The organism is Flavobacterium sp. NRK1, from assembly GCF_024054175.1.
In the GTDB taxonomy this organism is placed as follows: domain Bacteria; phylum Bacteroidota; class Bacteroidia; order Flavobacteriales; family Flavobacteriaceae; genus Flavobacterium.
Window position 1 is genome coordinate 2,755,580 of the sequence record NZ_JAMXLA010000001.1, and the last position, 16,249, is coordinate 2,771,828.

At 37.0% G+C, this 16,249-nt stretch carries 11 protein-coding genes; 1 reads left to right on the top strand and 10 read right to left on the bottom strand.

The annotated features are described in order from the left end of the window. Positions 1-15 precede the first annotated feature (15 nt). Positions 16-462, top strand: coding sequence for a hypothetical protein (locus NHE85_RS12660; RefSeq protein WP_252812446.1), 447 nt, complete (start codon positions 16-18; stop codon positions 460-462). On the opposite strand, the gene NHE85_RS12665 is transcribed toward NHE85_RS12660, so the two are convergent. The 10 genes from NHE85_RS12665 to NHE85_RS12710 form a co-directional block, all read right to left on the bottom strand. Further along, the gene (locus NHE85_RS12665; RefSeq protein ID WP_252812448.1) at positions 459-1,112 is read right to left on the bottom strand and encodes a nucleotidyl transferase AbiEii/AbiGii toxin family protein; all 654 of its coding nucleotides are present in this window, start codon (positions 1,110-1,112) and stop codon (positions 459-461) included. The genes NHE85_RS12660 and NHE85_RS12665 overlap by 4 nt on opposite strands. Further along, a complete protein-coding gene (locus tag NHE85_RS12670; RefSeq protein ID WP_252812450.1) occupies positions 1,109-1,606 on the bottom strand; it encodes a plasmid maintenance system antidote protein in 498 nt (165 codons plus the stop codon). Before NHE85_RS12670 ends, NHE85_RS12665 begins: the two co-directional genes overlap by 4 nt. A gap of 98 nt (positions 1,607-1,704) precedes the next feature. After that, positions 1,705-3,687, bottom strand: coding sequence for a conjugal transfer protein MobC (gene mobC, locus NHE85_RS12675; RefSeq protein ID WP_252812452.1), 1,983 nt, complete (start codon positions 3,685-3,687; stop codon positions 1,705-1,707). A gap of 439 nt (positions 3,688-4,126) precedes the next feature. Further along, a complete protein-coding gene (locus tag NHE85_RS12680) occupies positions 4,127-5,791 on the bottom strand; it encodes a serine hydrolase (RefSeq protein ID WP_252812453.1) in 1,665 nt (554 codons plus the stop codon). A 78-nt stretch (positions 5,792-5,869) separates the two neighbouring features. Further along, positions 5,870-6,679, bottom strand: coding sequence for an AraC family transcriptional regulator (locus NHE85_RS12685; RefSeq protein ID WP_252812455.1), 810 nt, complete (start codon positions 6,677-6,679; stop codon positions 5,870-5,872). A gap of 644 nt (positions 6,680-7,323) precedes the next feature. Then, complete coding sequence (locus tag NHE85_RS12690) at positions 7,324-8,280, bottom strand: nucleotidyl transferase AbiEii/AbiGii toxin family protein (protein WP_252812457.1); 957 nt, start codon at positions 8,278-8,280, stop codon at positions 7,324-7,326. Further along, complete coding sequence (locus NHE85_RS12695) at positions 8,273-8,869, bottom strand: DUF6088 family protein (RefSeq protein ID WP_252812459.1); 597 nt, start codon at positions 8,867-8,869, stop codon at positions 8,273-8,275. Before NHE85_RS12695 ends, NHE85_RS12690 begins: the two co-directional genes overlap by 8 nt. Before the next feature lie 178 nt (positions 8,870-9,047). Beyond that, positions 9,048-12,083 carry a type I restriction endonuclease subunit R gene (locus NHE85_RS12700; protein WP_252812461.1) on the bottom strand — a complete coding sequence of 1,012 codons (3,036 nt, stop codon included), beginning with the start codon at positions 12,081-12,083 and terminating at the stop codon, positions 9,048-9,050. A gap of 3 nt (positions 12,084-12,086) precedes the next feature. Continuing rightward, positions 12,087-15,866: an ATP-binding protein gene (locus NHE85_RS12705; protein WP_252812463.1), complete on the bottom strand. Its 3,780-nt coding sequence runs from the start codon at positions 15,864-15,866 to the stop codon at positions 12,087-12,089. Continuing rightward, the gene (locus NHE85_RS12710; protein ID WP_252812465.1) at positions 15,859-16,239 is read right to left on the bottom strand and encodes a hypothetical protein; all 381 of its coding nucleotides are present in this window, start codon (positions 16,237-16,239) and stop codon (positions 15,859-15,861) included. The genes NHE85_RS12705 and NHE85_RS12710 overlap by 8 nt, the downstream gene beginning before the upstream one ends. Positions 16,240-16,249 lie beyond the last annotated feature (10 nt).

Genomic DNA, 16,249 nt, shown 5'->3' on the forward strand with positions numbered 1-16,249 from the left:
CTTAAACCAATCACCATGAGCAAAATGAAAAACCTTTTGGCAGGACTTGGTGGAGCTATTGCCCTGAACCTGCTGCACGAATCCTTAAAAAAACAACATCCCGATATGCCGCGCATTGATCTTTTAGGAGAGGAGGCGCTTCACAAGGGCCTGCAATGCTGTGGTTATACTATAGCGGATCCGGCTACGCTGTACAGGGCGACCCTTGCCGGAGATATTATCAGCAACACCGCTTATTATAGTATGATTGGAAGGGGTAATAACAGTAACCTATGGACAAAGGCTGTAACCTTAGGCCTGGCCGCCGGGGTGGGGGCCGTTACCCTGCCTGAGCCATTGGGGCTGGACCCGCAACCGGTAGCCCGTAATGCAAGGGTAAAGGCACTGACTGTTGGCTATTACCTTGCCGGTGCTCTGGTAACGGCAGGCCTTTTACAGGTATTCGGTAACGATAAGCCCTAAAGTTTCCTGTCCGGGCTTTCCAATGCCCGCAGGATATCCTCTTTAATGAGTTCCCAGTAATAGCCTTTGAGGCTTACCGGGTCAAAATCATCATCGGCGAGTGTCAAATCTTTAAAATTAGCAACAATACGTTCTCTGTCATGCGTGTAGGGATAGCGCTTTTCATGGAGCGCTATCATATGGGAAACCGTATACGAACCCAAAAGCTCGTGCAGGTCCCAGAAGTCTTTTTTCCTGCCGCCGCGCTGCACGATGTCTACCTTCATAGCGATGATCTCTTCGAGCGTGGCCATACGCAACCCCTGAGAATCAAGCATAGGTGTAATAAAAGGATCGGTATAATACAGGTCCAGTTTTACAGCATCGTCCTTATCAGTTCCGATAAGATAGGATTTTCCCATACCGATGGCCCTACCAAAGCCTTTGTCCAGATAGGGGAATGTGGATTCCAGGAACGCCTCTATCACTCCAAAATCGACCGAACCGTAGTCCGCATCGGTAAAAAGGTCGATGTCCACTGATATGCGATGCCCCAGTTGGAGGCTGAGTGCCGTTCCGCCTACCAGACGGAACTCCTTAAGCGCATCGGCCTGCATCAGCAGGAGCAGTGCCTCACGCAATGATCCGCTTACCGTATTCCAGTGTATCATACTGCCTTATCCCATTGGACTGCTGCTGCAGTGTTAGTATTATCCGTGAGTACCTTCCGGATTTTCTCCGGCCCGTAGAACCTGAGGATTTCCTTTTTCTCGGTAAGATTACCTCTTTCGAACACGCGAAGGATCACCGCGCGGGACTGCCTTATCCAGTCGATAGCCTCACTGTCGGTATCCCAGAAAAGGCTTTTGCGCAGCAGCTGCATATCCGGCCTGTTATTCTGCAACAGTTTCTTTTTCTCTTTTTCGATTTCATAGTGTGTCTGCAACAGGGCCAGGGTACCTTCTTCAATACCGAGTTGTCGGTCAATTTTGAGTGCGGCAGAAAGGGGCAGGCTCCTCTTTCCCTTGATAATCTGGTTGAACGACTGACGGGCAAGCCCTACCGATAAGGCAAAGGGGCGTTGGGCAAGGTTCTTCTTGTTGAGTTCCCGCTCCAGTATAATGCCCGGATGAATGCCCCGGTATTTTTCAAATCGCTTTTCCATAATACAAATGTAAGCATTTTTGCTTACAAATACAATTTTTTCCGTTGTTATGCTTCGTAGTGATAAAATAATTAATAAATTAAATGTATATATATAAACTATTTGCGGATGACCAGGTAGGAGAGGGCAGGGTCGGCTAATAAGCGTTCCATTTCCGATTGGATGATCTCCTGCACATCCTGCTTTACCTGCACATAGTTTCGTTGCACCATCACGGAATCTATTTTGCGTACCGGTTTAATCTCCTCATAACCCGCTTCCTCTTTTTTAATGGCCTCATGGTCGTTAAGTATCTCGCAATGAAAGGCCTTGAGTACAATTTTATTTAAAGGGTCATCGGCCACCATCCCTACAAATTCCCCGGAGCTGAGTGCTGCAATCTTTGAGGCCGGTATGGCTGCCTCCAATTGTTTGGAACGGCTGATGGAGGTATCGCTGCTATTGATGGACAGGCTTTCCCGGTCCTGCATGATCTTGCCAAAGCGCTCGGAGAGCTGCTTGGCCGTATCCCCGGTGACCTGCCCTGAGATGATATTCCCGGTAATGTTCATGATCACATCCGCCTGTTCGCGCCCATAGTCCTTTCTAAGCTGGCTGAAATCCTGTATCCCCAGGCAGGTCGCCACTTTATTACTCCGCGCGGTGGCAATCAGGCTGTCCATGTTATTAAGGTAGATGGTAGGAAACTCATCGAATACCAGGCTGCTTTTGAGTTTCCCTTTTTTATTGACCTGTTTTACCAGCCGTGTTACGTACAGGGAAAGCACCGCCCCGTAGATCTGTATCTTCTGCGGGTTATTGCCCATGCAGACAATCTTAGGATCTTCGGGATTGTTGATATCCAGCAAAAAATCATTACCGGACAGCACATAATACAGCTGTGGCGAGGATAGCCTGGCCAAGGCTATCTTAGCCGAGGCAATCTGGCCCTCCAGCTGCTCCATAACATCCGAAAGATACGCATTGACAAAGGGATTGATCAGCACCTCAATTTCCTTTTCGCTGCGCAGCAGGGTAAAAAGGCTGTCGTAGTCCACCTGCATCAGTTCGATGACATGGGGCAGGGTACAGAACTGCCCGTCCTTGTATTTGCGCAGGAACCAGATGACGGCGGTAAGGAAATTGATAGGTGATTCCACAAAGAAATCCCCCTGCTTCTTGATCCACTCCCTATTCAGCCCCATTAGTATGGTACGCGCCGATTCTGCTGCATCGGTAATGTCGGTCATAGAAGAAGGCTCCAGCGGATTGCAGCGGTGGGAGCGGCTCAGGTCATCAAAATTGATCACGTAAAACCGTGCGGGTACCGGGTATTTGTCCCTGTTCCTGAGCCAGGCATTATAAGCGATTCGCGAGAGATCGTCAAATTTAAAATCATATACGAACATCGTAAACCCCTTGGCGATATGCTGCGTGATCACATGGCGTATGACAAAGTAAGATTTGCCCGATCCGGGCGTCCCGAGCACCATCAGGGCGCGGAAGGGATTGATGATGTTGATCCAGCTTTCCCGTACCTTATCCTTAAGTCGGTAGCGGGCGGGAAGGTTAACCGAATATTCGTTTTCCAATAGCCGCTCTTCCTGCGGGAAGGTCTCGTTTAGGGCATTGAAGATATCCCTGCCATCCAGCCTGCGGGTGATGATGCGCGAGAGCCGTATGCCCCCCGATAATACCAGCAGAAAACCAAGGGTACAGAGCGCCATATATAACATTGCCTTAGCAACGATTCCCAAATTCAAAACCATCACCGCTACTGCACCGAAATACAGCCCCAACCCGATACCGATACGCCAAAGTGCCGGCCTGGCTTTCAGCTTCTCGTTCTTACGGCCTTTCGCCCCCAAAAGGGATATGCATATAAAGCCCAGGGCAATGAGTTTGGGCTTGTGAAACCACCCATATAATCCTGTAGCACAAATATTGCCCAGTATCCTGTCAGTGAATCCACTATGGAGCCCGAAGTGGCTGAAAAAACCATAACACTCATAATAAAAATGCAAAAAAAGCAGTACCAAACTGATCAGCCGGGTCATGTCCAGAATCTTCCGTAATGCCTGTTCATTCTCTCCTGTACCCATTTCTAAAGCCTTTAAAATTGATTCAAAGTTAAATGTACAAACCCAGCGCGGCAATCATAGGTAAATTTAACCTATGGCTTTATTACATAAGAAATAAAACTGTTGATCTAACGGGTAGGTATGCAGGTAAAGGTTAACTGTAAATCCCATTAAGGATTTTGAAAATAGAGTGTGTATTCAGGATCGAGAGTAAGCTGTACGGCAAATGGGGCAGAAGGCCGATTCCTATAATTATGATAATCTCAACTTCAAAAAAAGTACTATTAATTTCAAAAAGCATATGATCTTGCTTTTGTTGCTTGGCGGTAGTATATTTCGTAGTCTCTATTACTATATTTTGTGTTGAAAACAACGCCATTGAAAGACAATAGCGTTGTTTGTCTATTCATAGACGATGGGGATTGCAGCCGAATGCTTACTACCTATCCTTACTTTTTATCTAATTTATTATTGAAGGCAGAATAAAATCTTTAACGATAATATCAGTTTGTGAATGTCCGTAAGGTCTATTATATGCTTTCGACGTTATAATAATCACAAGCGGAAAGTCGTTAAAAATTATGAATTCATTTCCGCCATTTCCGGCACAATAAAAAGTATCATAATTTTTACCTTTGTATAAAACTGTTCTATTCCAAAACAAATAACCGTAAAATTGTTGATCTCTCCCGGGAATTTGAATCTGACGGGTTAAAGTTTTTCGCACCCATGAAGCCGGTACTATCTGTCTGCCATTCCATGTTCCTTTATTTTTATACAATTGTGCGTACTTGGCATATTCTAAAGATGTCATCTGTAAACTGCCCGCCGTGTTGACGACCTTTTGCGGAGTATACTGCCATTCGTATTTGGTGATACCCAAAGGTGCAAAAAGTTTTTTCTCGGCGTATATTTCAAGACCATCAGGAACTTTTTTATCTAAAATATCACCTAAAAGCACCACACCCGCAGTAAAATAATCCCATTGGCCGCCATTTGTTTTTAATTTATCCATTTCAAGGTCCAGGGTAAATTTCACCCAATTATCTGTAGGGTACATATTCTCTTCATTGCCCGGAGATTCACTGTATGCATCAGAACCATTGAATGCCGCACTCATGGTGAGTAAATCTCTTATTTTTACACTATCTTTTTTAACTTCATAGTTTTCAAAAGTTCTTAAGTTGTAAAATTTATTCAGTGTTTGGTTTTCATCTTTAATATACCCGTCATTTATCGCAATTCCCATTAGGGTTGATACAAAAGATTTTCCTGCAGATCGCGTATCATGCAATGTGTTTCTGTCAGCACCATTAAAATACTCTTCAATGAGCAACTTTCCATCATGAATTACCACTATGCTGGTGATTTCTTTTAAAGTGTAATTGGCTATTTGTGTATTAAGCTGCTCAATTTTCTTTTTGTCAAATGCCAGATTAGAAATTTCCCAACCACTGTTGGGTTTAATACCTTGAATTTTTATCTGTTCGGTATTTATTTCTTGCTTTTTAATTACGAGTTCAACAGTTCCGTTGGCAATAAGGTTACCAACCTCAACATCGCTGTTTGCACTTATCTTTATATAGGGGCGAATCTCTACCCTGAGCCTGTGGGTACCTGTCTTTAATGCTTTTTCACCTCCATTAAGTTTAAACCTGTCCCAAAGGTATATCGCCCACCAATCTTCACCTTTAGTACTGGTAAACGGAACCCTGAATGTAGTAGAGGTTTTTTTATTACCGCCTGAACCAAAATTACAGCCCGGGTCAATGTTCTCTTTATAAATAAATTTATCGTCGACATAAAATGCGAACTGCAGGTTACCTTTTTTAAGTAATTCTACGGGCGATAGAGTGGGTGCTAGCTGATGAAGATAGTTGATTACCGAGTTATCCATAAAAACCCTGATATTTAAATCCGAGCGTGGAGTCAAAGGGAAGGATTTAAGAAAATCAGAGGTCGTATATTCACCTAACGAAATATTACCATTCATAAATGTTACCTTGCCAATATTGGATTTATGCACAACGTTGGTTATGCCCTCTGTTGTTACGAGATCTTTCGTTTGCCCAGAGGAAACCTGGTAATAAAGAAGCACTAAAAGTGTAATTGTAATTGCTTTCATCGTTATCTAAATACTTTGCTTCAAAAGTATAGCCAAATAAATTATGAAAATAGAACAGGATTAACATCCGGAAATTATTTATCGAGAAAGAATTTTTCGATGCAAGGATGGGTTAATTCCGTTTACTGCCTTAAAACAACGCGTAAAATGGCTTTGGTCTGAAAAGCCGCACTCATGCGCTATTGCTGTCAAATCAAGCTTTTTTTCTGAGATAAGCTGCAATGCTTTTTCCACCTTTAATTTCCGGATGTATTCTCCAAGACCTGAATTGAAGTATTTTGAAAAATCCCTTGACAGGTGGACAGGGTGAATATTCAGCGATTGTGATAAATATTCTAAAGTAAGATTATCTGAAAACTGGTCGTTTAATATCATTTTTACTTCAGACACCCAAGCAGGTTTTTTAATGGATTTGATTTTATCATGTTGCTGCATTTGTGCCAAACTTTCGAGCAATAATACCTGTATTGATAGTGGGGTTGTACTATCATGAAGTTTGGTTTCCCAAAAGATTTTATACATTAAAAATTTCAAATTCAGACTATCCAAATAATTACTGCCTTCTAAATCAGCTGCGTTGAATTCAAGTTTGTGAAACCAATTTTTTTCTATCTCTATATGAAAACCTCTTGTCAATCCTTCTGGTTTGATATTATAATGAGGTTCCTCCCAGTTATGGAATAGTAAACTACCGGCAGAGCAATTATACGTCTCTTTTTTGTTGCCCTCAATCACGCTGCCTTCAAGTATAAAGGTAAAATAGGCATTTTCGTGATAATGCCAATCTACCTTATCATGCGTATAGACAGTATCAGTCAGGATAATTCCTTCTAAGTTAATGATCTTATTGGTCTGCCCGTAAAATTCTCCTCTCCTTGATTGTATCATTTAATTACGATTGCCTGTTAGAAGAAAGTTTTTTCGCTAGTTATTTCATTTAATGATAATAAATATAGTGCTAAATTATTTATTTAATTTTAGATATGGATCGGTATAATAATACAATTTTTTAAATTGAAAATAAATACTTTATTTTGAGACGATGGAAATTTCGCTAAGCGATTTGTGAAGTATATCTGAAAAGAAAGGCATTGGATTCCTATGGTATTTATGTCTTTCTTTTGGGCGACAAGGGTACGAGTTATCAACTCCAATTGCGCAAGCAATATTCAATATTGCATTAATGAAATTTTAATGTGCCATTAATGTACATCAGATATATGCTCGCAATTTGAAAATATCAGAAGCGACTAAATAGATTATTGCGAAAATAAATGGCAGATTTAGGGTGGTTTATAATTGAAAAAGATAAATCTAATGGGAGGATGAGGGATTCGAACTTTTGCGCCAAACCCAGCTTCATTGCTATGTTTTCTAAAGTTCATTTTGGCTGTGCCACGAACTTTCTACACTATTTTTAAATCGTCTTTAAACCTGCTTTTTTCACAGAGCTAATTTCTGCTGTAAAGATACATATTTTGCACATTAAATTTCAGGTTTTATATACTTACCTGTTAAACCTGTCAAGACCATTATAATTTTTCAATATTTGCTTTTATACGTTCCAATAAATCATCAAAATCAGGTTGACCATTATAGTACAATGAAGCAGTTGCAGTATAACGTTTTCTAAAAGCTTCCCTGATTTCAGGATTATTTAAAAGAAAGGCCTCATTTTCTATGATCGGGATTTCAAAGTCGGCTTTGGGAAAGCGGGTTTTCTTATGTTCAAAATATTCTGGTGTACCGATGAATTCCTGAACCTCTTTATTGGCTAACAAAGAATATACATCATAATACTGTCGCATCAGGTTCGGACGAACTTCAGCACCGTTTTGTTCCTGCCTATACTTCGTTGCAATCGTCTGTAATTTTTCAACAAAAGTATAACCAGGATGATAACAGGCGACATCAAATGCTCTATTGTCGAGGATAGAAACTTTTGGATTGTTTTCAGCCTTGTCGTATGCCCAAGAACTTATTGAGATTCTTGAATTAGGGGTTACCGTATCAAAGCCCGCTTCCAGCAAAATACCATCTTTTAAGCCTTTTACATAACCTGTTTTTGATTCATAGTATAACCTGATGCCGCCGCTACGATAATAAGACTCGTCATCAAAATCATAGTCCCGCTCTACAGAAATAATACCATCAATTTTAATATTATTTGCAAGCCAATCATAATATTCTTTCCGGGACTGAACACTTTTGTCTTTAATCTTCTTTGGATTCTCATCTACTACTAAATCAGTAGGTGGTTTGATGTGTATATCGATGTCCTCCGAAAACCTGTCTATTATTTTATACGCTTTTGATAATGATGTACCTCCTTTTAATTCAAAATCTAAACCTTGCTTTTGCAGCCCATAAAGCACGTGCATGATCCAGTAATCTTTTTCGATTAGCTGAAGCTGAATTCCTGTGTCTTTTTCTATAATTTCCAAAAGGCTTACAAAATCAGGATGTTCATGCAGATACTTCTTAGGCATAGCTTTGATTATGTTGTGTGTTTAGCATCGGTAGAAATAGCTTTTTAGCTTTCACACTACCATAGGCTTTCACGTTTTGGCGAAGTTTTTCCATATCTAATGTCTTAACCTTACTTTGAACTTTTGATAAAACCAGGTTAGTGTCTTCGGCAAGCGCATCAAGATTATTAACCAAATCCACAAGTAAAAATTCCTGAGTTACTTCTTTCGGAAAACGGGGTTTTATATGAAAGAAAAACTTTCGACCTCCCAATTCAAGTTCGCCATGTCGTTTCTTGTTATAAACAACCCTTTTGTTGTAAAGCTGAGTTGTACCAACTCCAAGCCTGTTATAGTCGTTCGGCGATGTGAGGAGAAATTTACTATCCTTTAGAAAACTACGAACCAAAACTTTCTCATCAGGGGGGACTATTCCAAAAGCTGTTTCTTTTGGGTAATAATATAGGCCTTGCGAAAGCTTTTGTAACGTTCCTTCACTTACAAGTTCAGTGAGGTGTCTATCAACCGAATTAGACCATTTTTCAAGATCATTCCGTCTATATACGTTCCCTCGCCTAAGATGTTTTTTGAGTTCTGTTGATTTTTTCATCGTGTTATTCTTTAAATAAAGATATTGCAAATCACATACCGATGCAAGAAATTTAAATTAAAAATTCATGCAAATATAGATATAATAACTTTATATCAGCATATGAGTCAGGCGGTTTTATAGGATTACACTTCAAAAATACTCTCTAAAAGAAACGCAACAGGTTACTTTACATCGATTAGCCCTGCACACCTACCATTCGTTTCATAGTATCAATAAAAGCTTGCTTAAAGGCATTGTCTTTTGCTATTAAGCGGTATAAATCCAATTCGTTTTTACGCTGTTTAGCCATTACATCATCAAATATTTTATAAAAGGCTAATTCTTGAGTGGAAGCATCTTTATTGTCTGCCACTTTTGTCTGAAAATCGGGATGAGCCATCATCATTTTACTTAGGGAAATAAATTTTACCCTCTGATCTTCAGGAGTAGCTTCCCAGCCCTGGAACCAGCGTTCGTTGAAACTTTTGACGATTAGATCCAAAGGGTCTTCTTCCTCGTCTTTGTCGTGTGCTCCACGCGGATTTGGATTTTGAGGGTCTAACAAGGTTTCCGAATCGTCCAAACTAATTGATGAATTTAGAGTTACACGTTCTAAACCATAAGTAGCTAAGTCTATAGTGTCTAATAAACCATCCATGTCAGCATCTGGATCAGCTACGATAAGTTTTGGTATTAAAAATTTTAAAAACCAGTACAGCTTTTCCCAAGAAAGTATTTCAAAAGATAAAATGGAAGCCATTTGCCCGTAAATTTTAACAAACTGCTTTGCTTTAATTTTAAAATCGGCTTTTTGGGCATCTTCTAATCCCAAATCGTGATTAAAACGTTGAGCAGCGGTATCTATGATTGGACTCAAAAGCTGGGCATCTGCCTTATCGAAATATTTTAGGACAAAATCCTCTACTTCATAGCTTTCGTAAACACCAACATCATCCAACGAAGCCTTGAGTTCGTGTAGGACGTTTACATCGGTAGCACCGCTTAGTGTTGTTGAAGTGTAAAAAGGGTCAAACGCGTCTTTAATTTCTTCTGTAGAATTGAAAAAATCTAATACAAATAAATCTTCCGTTCGTTTACCTAATTTATTAGCCGAACGATTTAGGCGTGATAATGCTTGAACCGCTAATACTCCTTGTAGTTTTTTGTCTACATACATTGCAGTGAGTTTGGGTTGGTCAAAGCCTGTAAGGTATTTATTGGCAACCACCAATAAGCGGTAATGATCCTCATCAAATTTATCTTTGGTATCTTTTTCGGCAAAACCATTTAGTCCATCTTCGGTGTATTCGATGCCGTTGATTTTTTTTGTGCCCGAAAATGCGATGACTACATCAAATGGATTGCCTTTAGCTTTAAGAATATCTTTGATGGCCAGATAATAGTTAATAGCTGATTCGATACTTTGTGTAACCACCATTGCTTTTGCTTTCGCTTTTAGCAATTTTTTACTTACTACATGTGTAGTAAAATGGTCGAGCATGATTTCAGCTTTGGTAGAAATGGTTCTGGGATCACGTTCAACAAAGGCTCTTAGTTTTTTTTGGGCTTTAGTAGTATCAAAAAGCGGATTGTCTTCAATAGATTTAGAAATTTCATAATAACTACGGTACGTAGTGTAATTGGCCAGCACATCTAAGATAAACCCCTCTTCAATGGCTTGTTTCATTGAATAAAGGTGAAATGGCTGATAACTACCATCAGTTTGTTTGCTTCCAAACTTTTCTAAGGTGCTGTTTTTCGGTGTAGCCGTAAATGCAAAATATGAGGCATTACCTCTCATCTTTCGCGATTGCATCGCAGCTAGTATTTTATCTTGAGCGTCTTCTGTATCTTCTTCTGAAGGCAGATTCCCCATAGCCTGATTCATTTTGTCAGATGTGGTTCCGCCTTGGCTGCTGTGCGCTTCATCAATGATGACCGCAAAATTCTTATCACTTAAATCGGAGATACCGTCAATGATAAAAGGAAATCGTTGCAGAGTTGTAATAATGATTTTTTTACCACTCTCTAAAGCTGTTTTTAAATCTCTAGAATTGAAAGTTGCGGCGATAATGTTTTTAACTTCTGAAAAGTCTTTGATATTGTCGCGCAGCTGTTTGTCTAAGATACGACGGTCGGTTACAACAATTACCGAATCAAATAAAGGATTTGCGATTCCTTTGCTTCCCTGCGTATTTTCATTTACCGGATAAGTTTCGATTAGTTGATATGCCAACCAAGTAATAGAATTGGATTTACCGGATCCTGCTGAATGCTGAATCAAATAGGTTTGTCCTGTTCCATTTATACTGACATGACGGACTAATTTGCGTACAACATCCATTTGATGATAACGCGGAAAATAAAGCGTTTTCTTGCTTAGAGGATCATTCTCTTTACCATCAAGACGTACAAAATGCTGTATAATATTAGCAATACTGTCTCGCGTAAATACTTCGTCCCATAAGTAGGCTGTCTTATGCCCAAATGGATTAGGTGGATTTCCTTTGCCGTTATTGTTACCTAAATTGAATGGAAGGAAAAAAGTATTAGCCCCATCGAGTTTAGTGGTCATGTAAGCTTCATCAGTATCTACTGCAAAGTGTACAATACATCGCCCAAAATTCAACAAAGGCTGGGTTATATCTCTTTTAAATTTGTATTGATTTATCCCATGGACTTTTGCATTCTGACCCGTCCAATGGTTTTTGAGTTCCATAGTAGCAAAAGGAATACCGTTGATGAAGAACACCATATCGATTTCCTCTAATGGGTTTGCATTTGAGTACCTCAATTGACGCGTTACAGAAAACTCGTTTTTTTCAAAGTTATCTTTGATTGCCTGGCTGCTACTTGCTAGAGGTGCCACATAGAACAACGTAAAATGTGCATCGTCTACTTCCAATCCTTTTTTAAGCAAACGAAGGACACCATATTTTTTAATCAAACGGTCAAAACGCTCCAGGATTTTTAACTTCCAGTCCGATTGTTTTTGCAGCTTCGCTAACTCTTCTGCTTGCGTACTTTCCAGAAAGTGCCAAAAACGTTCTTCATCCAATGCGTATTTTGCATTGAAATCAGAGGGATAACCTATATAATAACCTTTGCCCGAACGGTATACTTCTTTTCGTTCGTTGAGGCTCCCTTCTTGTTTAAGGTCTTCTAAAGAAGTTCCGGCAAGTATTTTTTCTATTGAGGCTTCTAATGCTAGTTCGTTGGTTTGGCTAGGCATAATTTAATTGTTTAATGGAGATAGAAAGAATTGCATACCTCTGAAATCACCAGAACGGTCGCCTGCATTTCTATCATATGTATGTTGTTTAATCTGATATACTAACAAGTAACCATTCTTTTCTATGTATTCAATTAATAAATCTGTTCTAAAGTATTCAAAATTTTGAGCATAATAATTTTCCTCAAATTCAAATGATTTATGTGCAAGAGTATTATTATTATCAAGTACCTGCAACCTTGTCACATCTGCTCTCAAATCTAATTGTTTTCCAATATTTATATTAGGTATAGTAGAACTTATTGTTGGAATAATTTTCGAATTACTTTCCCACAAATAATCTATTAATGTTGGCTCATACTCAAAAGAAATCCTTTTTTTCTTTATCTTTTTCACGAATTTATTTAAGTCTTCTTCCTTGTATTTTTCAGGATAATGGAATATATCCATTGGGGTAACCATGTGATCAATTTCCACATCCTCTTCGGTAGGCAAATCACTATGATTTAGAACAATAGGTGGTATATTGTCTGCCCAATATAATTCCCCAAAATAAACTTTTGATAGAGAACTATTTGAAGTAATAACATCTTCTCTCCAGTCATATTCTCTATTAAATATATTTTTAATATCCCCTAAGATAGTGTCTTTTTTAACAAAGAAAGAATTAATTAATAGAAATGATCTACTGTCGTAGGATTCAGTTTCTCGTTGATTAATAAACCCTGATAATAATGTAAAGTCTCCATTCTCTAGCAAATCAAAGACTGAATCATACATTGGTTTGTAAACCCAATCTTGAGTTCTATCTTTATGAGAAAATAAATCGGTATCAGTTAGTTTTACATTATAGATGAGAGGTTTCGGATTAGTAATTTCGATTTCAATATCACCTAATCTATCATATGATTTTTCAAACTCAGAATCATCTTCTCTCCAAACGTTTAACCTACCCTGATTTAGTAAATAACCTGCATAATCAAAAAACGAAATCCAAGAATATTTTTTTCCTAATCTATCAATTTTGTCTTCAACCCCATAAAGGGAATCCCCTCTCCTAAATTTAAGGTCTTCTTGGCTTAAGCCTTCTACATTTGAATGATATCCTAAATTGATGATGTGCTTGTAAATATGAGCAGTATTCGCTAACCTGTTTTCGTTATCTCGCTCCTCCAATCTTGGGATTGTATAATGAACAAAATCACCTCTTAGTGGATCAGGATTGTCGTCCATTGTCCAATGCAAGTAAATATCCCTGACTTTGTCTTCATCTTGCTCATCAACGTCAAACCAACTGTCTAATTCAAACCTGTAATTATTGAAATTGTCAAATTCGTCTTCGTTAACTGTAAAAACTCCCTTGAAAATTGCCAAATCAACTATATGTTTTATACAGTCAATTACAATGTAATTATAAACTGGGCTTTTAGGATTTTTACCAAACTGTAATTCGTAGATTTTACTAATATTATCCTTTAAAGTAGTTTGTATAAATTCAACATTGTTTTGATTTATTAAACATATACCATAACAGAGAGACATTAAACGCTCATATATATATGGCCTTTCAAAATTAGAGTACTCGATAACTTTTTCAAAAATCTGATTAGGGTGTCGTTCAAAAAAATTAAGTAAAACAACATATATTTTATCTCTTAATTGTCTAACTGTAGTTTCGAAATTCCAAATTAAAAAATCAATATATAGCTCTTTATTTAGTAATTGTTCAAATACAAGTATGTCTTCCACAATATCGGACGCTATACTATCTATTTCATAATAATTATCATATATAAATTTTGACCATGTGTATTCAAAAACACTGCTTTCTAGTAGTATTAGCTGTGATTTTATGAAATCGAAGTTCAAAGGTGAATCAAGATCGAAAAATGTGCTGTATAATCCATTTAGTAGTTCATTAATTTCTTCTTTAGTTTTTAATCCACCACTAAGTTTCTGTCTTAATACTGATGTTTTGGAATTTAATTTTTCAGTTTCCAATGTAATTAAAGTAAAATTCTTTACTGTTGGATTATCAATGTATTTTTCAAAAACAATTGAATTTTCATTTGATTCGATTAGTAGAAATTTTAAAATATCATCTTTTAATTGATGTAATAAATCATGATCACCAATAATACTATCCTTGAAAAAATCTGAGTTAATTACATTATCAATAGAACTATGTTTCCTTACTAATTCCTTGGCAAGTAAATACCCACCAACTTCTTGCTGTGTATGAACTATAACATCTTTGCCTTTATGATTTTCATCAAGATAAATTAAATATTCAGATAATATCTCATCACCTATTGTCCCCCCAATTTTGACAACATTCTGGTTTTGCATTAAGGAATAAAAACTCATTTTTGGAATATTTGCTTCCAAATTACCCAACATTGCATCAGAGCATCTATCAATTCCTTCTATAATTTGGTCAGATGTTCCTAAAGTAAGTTTTCTTTTTACATTGTCTGAAAGATTTGAAATGTATCTCTCAAAAACATCTTTAAAACCATTTAATCCAAAAACTGCTATTACTCCAATATCTTTTTGGGGGTTCAACATTTGACAATATAAATCAATTAATAAAGGAGTTTTAAAATAAAAAATATCCCCTTTAACTAATTGATCGTAACCAATATTATAATAATCAAAGTATTTTTTTATTACTGTTTCTAAATTATTGTCATTAAACCCCGTTAATTCAAAATTTGAATAAGGAATTTGATTGTTATCCCAAATTCTGGAAATATATGAAGTCCTTAAAGTTGAAACGAAATAAATAAATCTATAGTTTTTTAATATCTCTATAAAAGTATCTAAGCTCTTTTCCCAAATTTTGCTAAAGCCCTCGTTAGCATACGTGGTTTCATTTAATCCATCAAATATGATTACTACTCTCTTGTTTAGAACTTTTCCGTAATTATTGATTTTTTTTAAAACTTCTTCAATTGTATAATTGTTTGGCACGAGTAATTGTTCCATAAGAATTCTATTAAATTCATCTGGATTTCCATCAAATGATTTTGCTTTTACTATGATAACCGGGTGGTTTTCATTTTTTAATGATGTAGTTAGATATGCCGAAATATTTGATTTTCCCATCCCTGCTTTACCGTGGATTATTTTTAATGTATTAAAAAAATCACTATCTAAAGAATTCAAGGTTTGAATTTGATTTATAATTTCTGATTGCCTTCTAAAAACTATTGCGACTGGGTATATTTCAGATGGGATTTCCTTTATGAATTTTAAATCTTCTCCATATTCATCAATTCTTCTAACATCAAATCCAATACTATAGTCATGATCAAAAGTTATTTTAGGTAATGATGTTTCCTCACTTTTAGTTCCATTACCAAGTATGTTTTTTTGTTCTTGTATTTTTGCCTTAATTGAAGGAATTCTTTGTAGTAACAATTCTAATTGTTCATATTGTTTTGAATTTGCATTAATTGTAATATTTTCACCACGCAAAAAATCTTTTAACTCCTTATAAACTTTAGGGAAGTCATCTAACCAATCAGATAATATTCTAAGTTCATTTCGATATTGTGAAATTTGGGAGGAGTTAAATTTAATTTCGTTTAATAGCTCTTCTGCTTTTCCTCTATCCTGATCTACAAATAGGTCAGGATTAAACTTTACTTGAAGATCTTTTGTGTAGTGTTTATCATATAGTTTAGCAAACCAATTCTCTTTAATTTTGAAAGGTCTTCTGAAAATCTTATAGTTTTTAATTAAATTAATCTGAAACCAACCTGAAAAAATATTACTCATCCTTATCGTAGTAATTAGTTTGATTATTTACTTGAAACCAACCTGAAAAAATATTTTTAATAGATTTTCCTTTTGGTTTTTCAGGCATATTAATTTTTATTTCAGCATAAATACAAAATAATATAAGAGTTGTCAATACTAAAATTGCAATGTAATTTGGACCACCACCAAATACATCAACAACATAACCTGTTAGTAACTTCATAGTTTCACCCTGTTCGTTAGCTATTTTTGAGTAATCCGGACTTGCTTCATCGGGGATTTTGGGTTTGTTTAATTCCAGATATAATATTGACGATGCGCTTAAACCAATGACATAATGAAGCCATCTTTTTTTCATTAAGTACTGAAAAAATAAATCAACATATTTCATATTCCTACAT

What these genes read in the sequence shown, in the direction of transcription:
- NHE85_RS12660 (WP_252812446.1), top strand. Translation starts at nt 16, where the DNA reads ATGAGCAAAATGAAAAACCTTTTGGCAGGACTTGGTGGAGCTATTGCC.
- NHE85_RS12690 (WP_252812457.1), bottom strand. Translation starts at nt 8,280, where the DNA reads ATGCCTAAGAAGTATCTGCATGAACATCCTGATTTTGTAAGCCTTTTG.
- NHE85_RS12695 (WP_252812459.1), bottom strand. Translation starts at nt 8,869, where the DNA reads ATGAAAAAATCAACAGAACTCAAAAAACATCTTAGGCGAGGGAACGTA.
- NHE85_RS12670 (WP_252812450.1), bottom strand. Translation starts at nt 1,606, where the DNA reads ATGGAAAAGCGATTTGAAAAATACCGGGGCATTCATCCGGGCATTATA.
- NHE85_RS12665 (WP_252812448.1), bottom strand. Translation starts at nt 1,112, where the DNA reads ATGATACACTGGAATACGGTAAGCGGATCATTGCGTGAGGCACTGCTC.
- mobC (WP_252812452.1), bottom strand. Translation starts at nt 3,687, where the DNA reads ATGGGTACAGGAGAGAATGAACAGGCATTACGGAAGATTCTGGACATG.
- NHE85_RS12700 (WP_252812461.1), bottom strand. Translation starts at nt 12,083, where the DNA reads ATGCCTAGCCAAACCAACGAACTAGCATTAGAAGCCTCAATAGAAAAA.
- NHE85_RS12705 (WP_252812463.1), bottom strand. Translation starts at nt 15,866, where the DNA reads ATGAGTAATATTTTTTCAGGTTGGTTTCAGATTAATTTAATTAAAAAC.
- NHE85_RS12685 (WP_252812455.1), bottom strand. Translation starts at nt 6,679, where the DNA reads ATGATACAATCAAGGAGAGGAGAATTTTACGGGCAGACCAATAAGATC.
- NHE85_RS12710 (WP_252812465.1), bottom strand. Translation starts at nt 16,239, where the DNA reads ATGAAATATGTTGATTTATTTTTTCAGTACTTAATGAAAAAAAGATGG.
- NHE85_RS12680 (WP_252812453.1), bottom strand. Translation starts at nt 5,791, where the DNA reads ATGAAAGCAATTACAATTACACTTTTAGTGCTTCTTTATTACCAGGTT.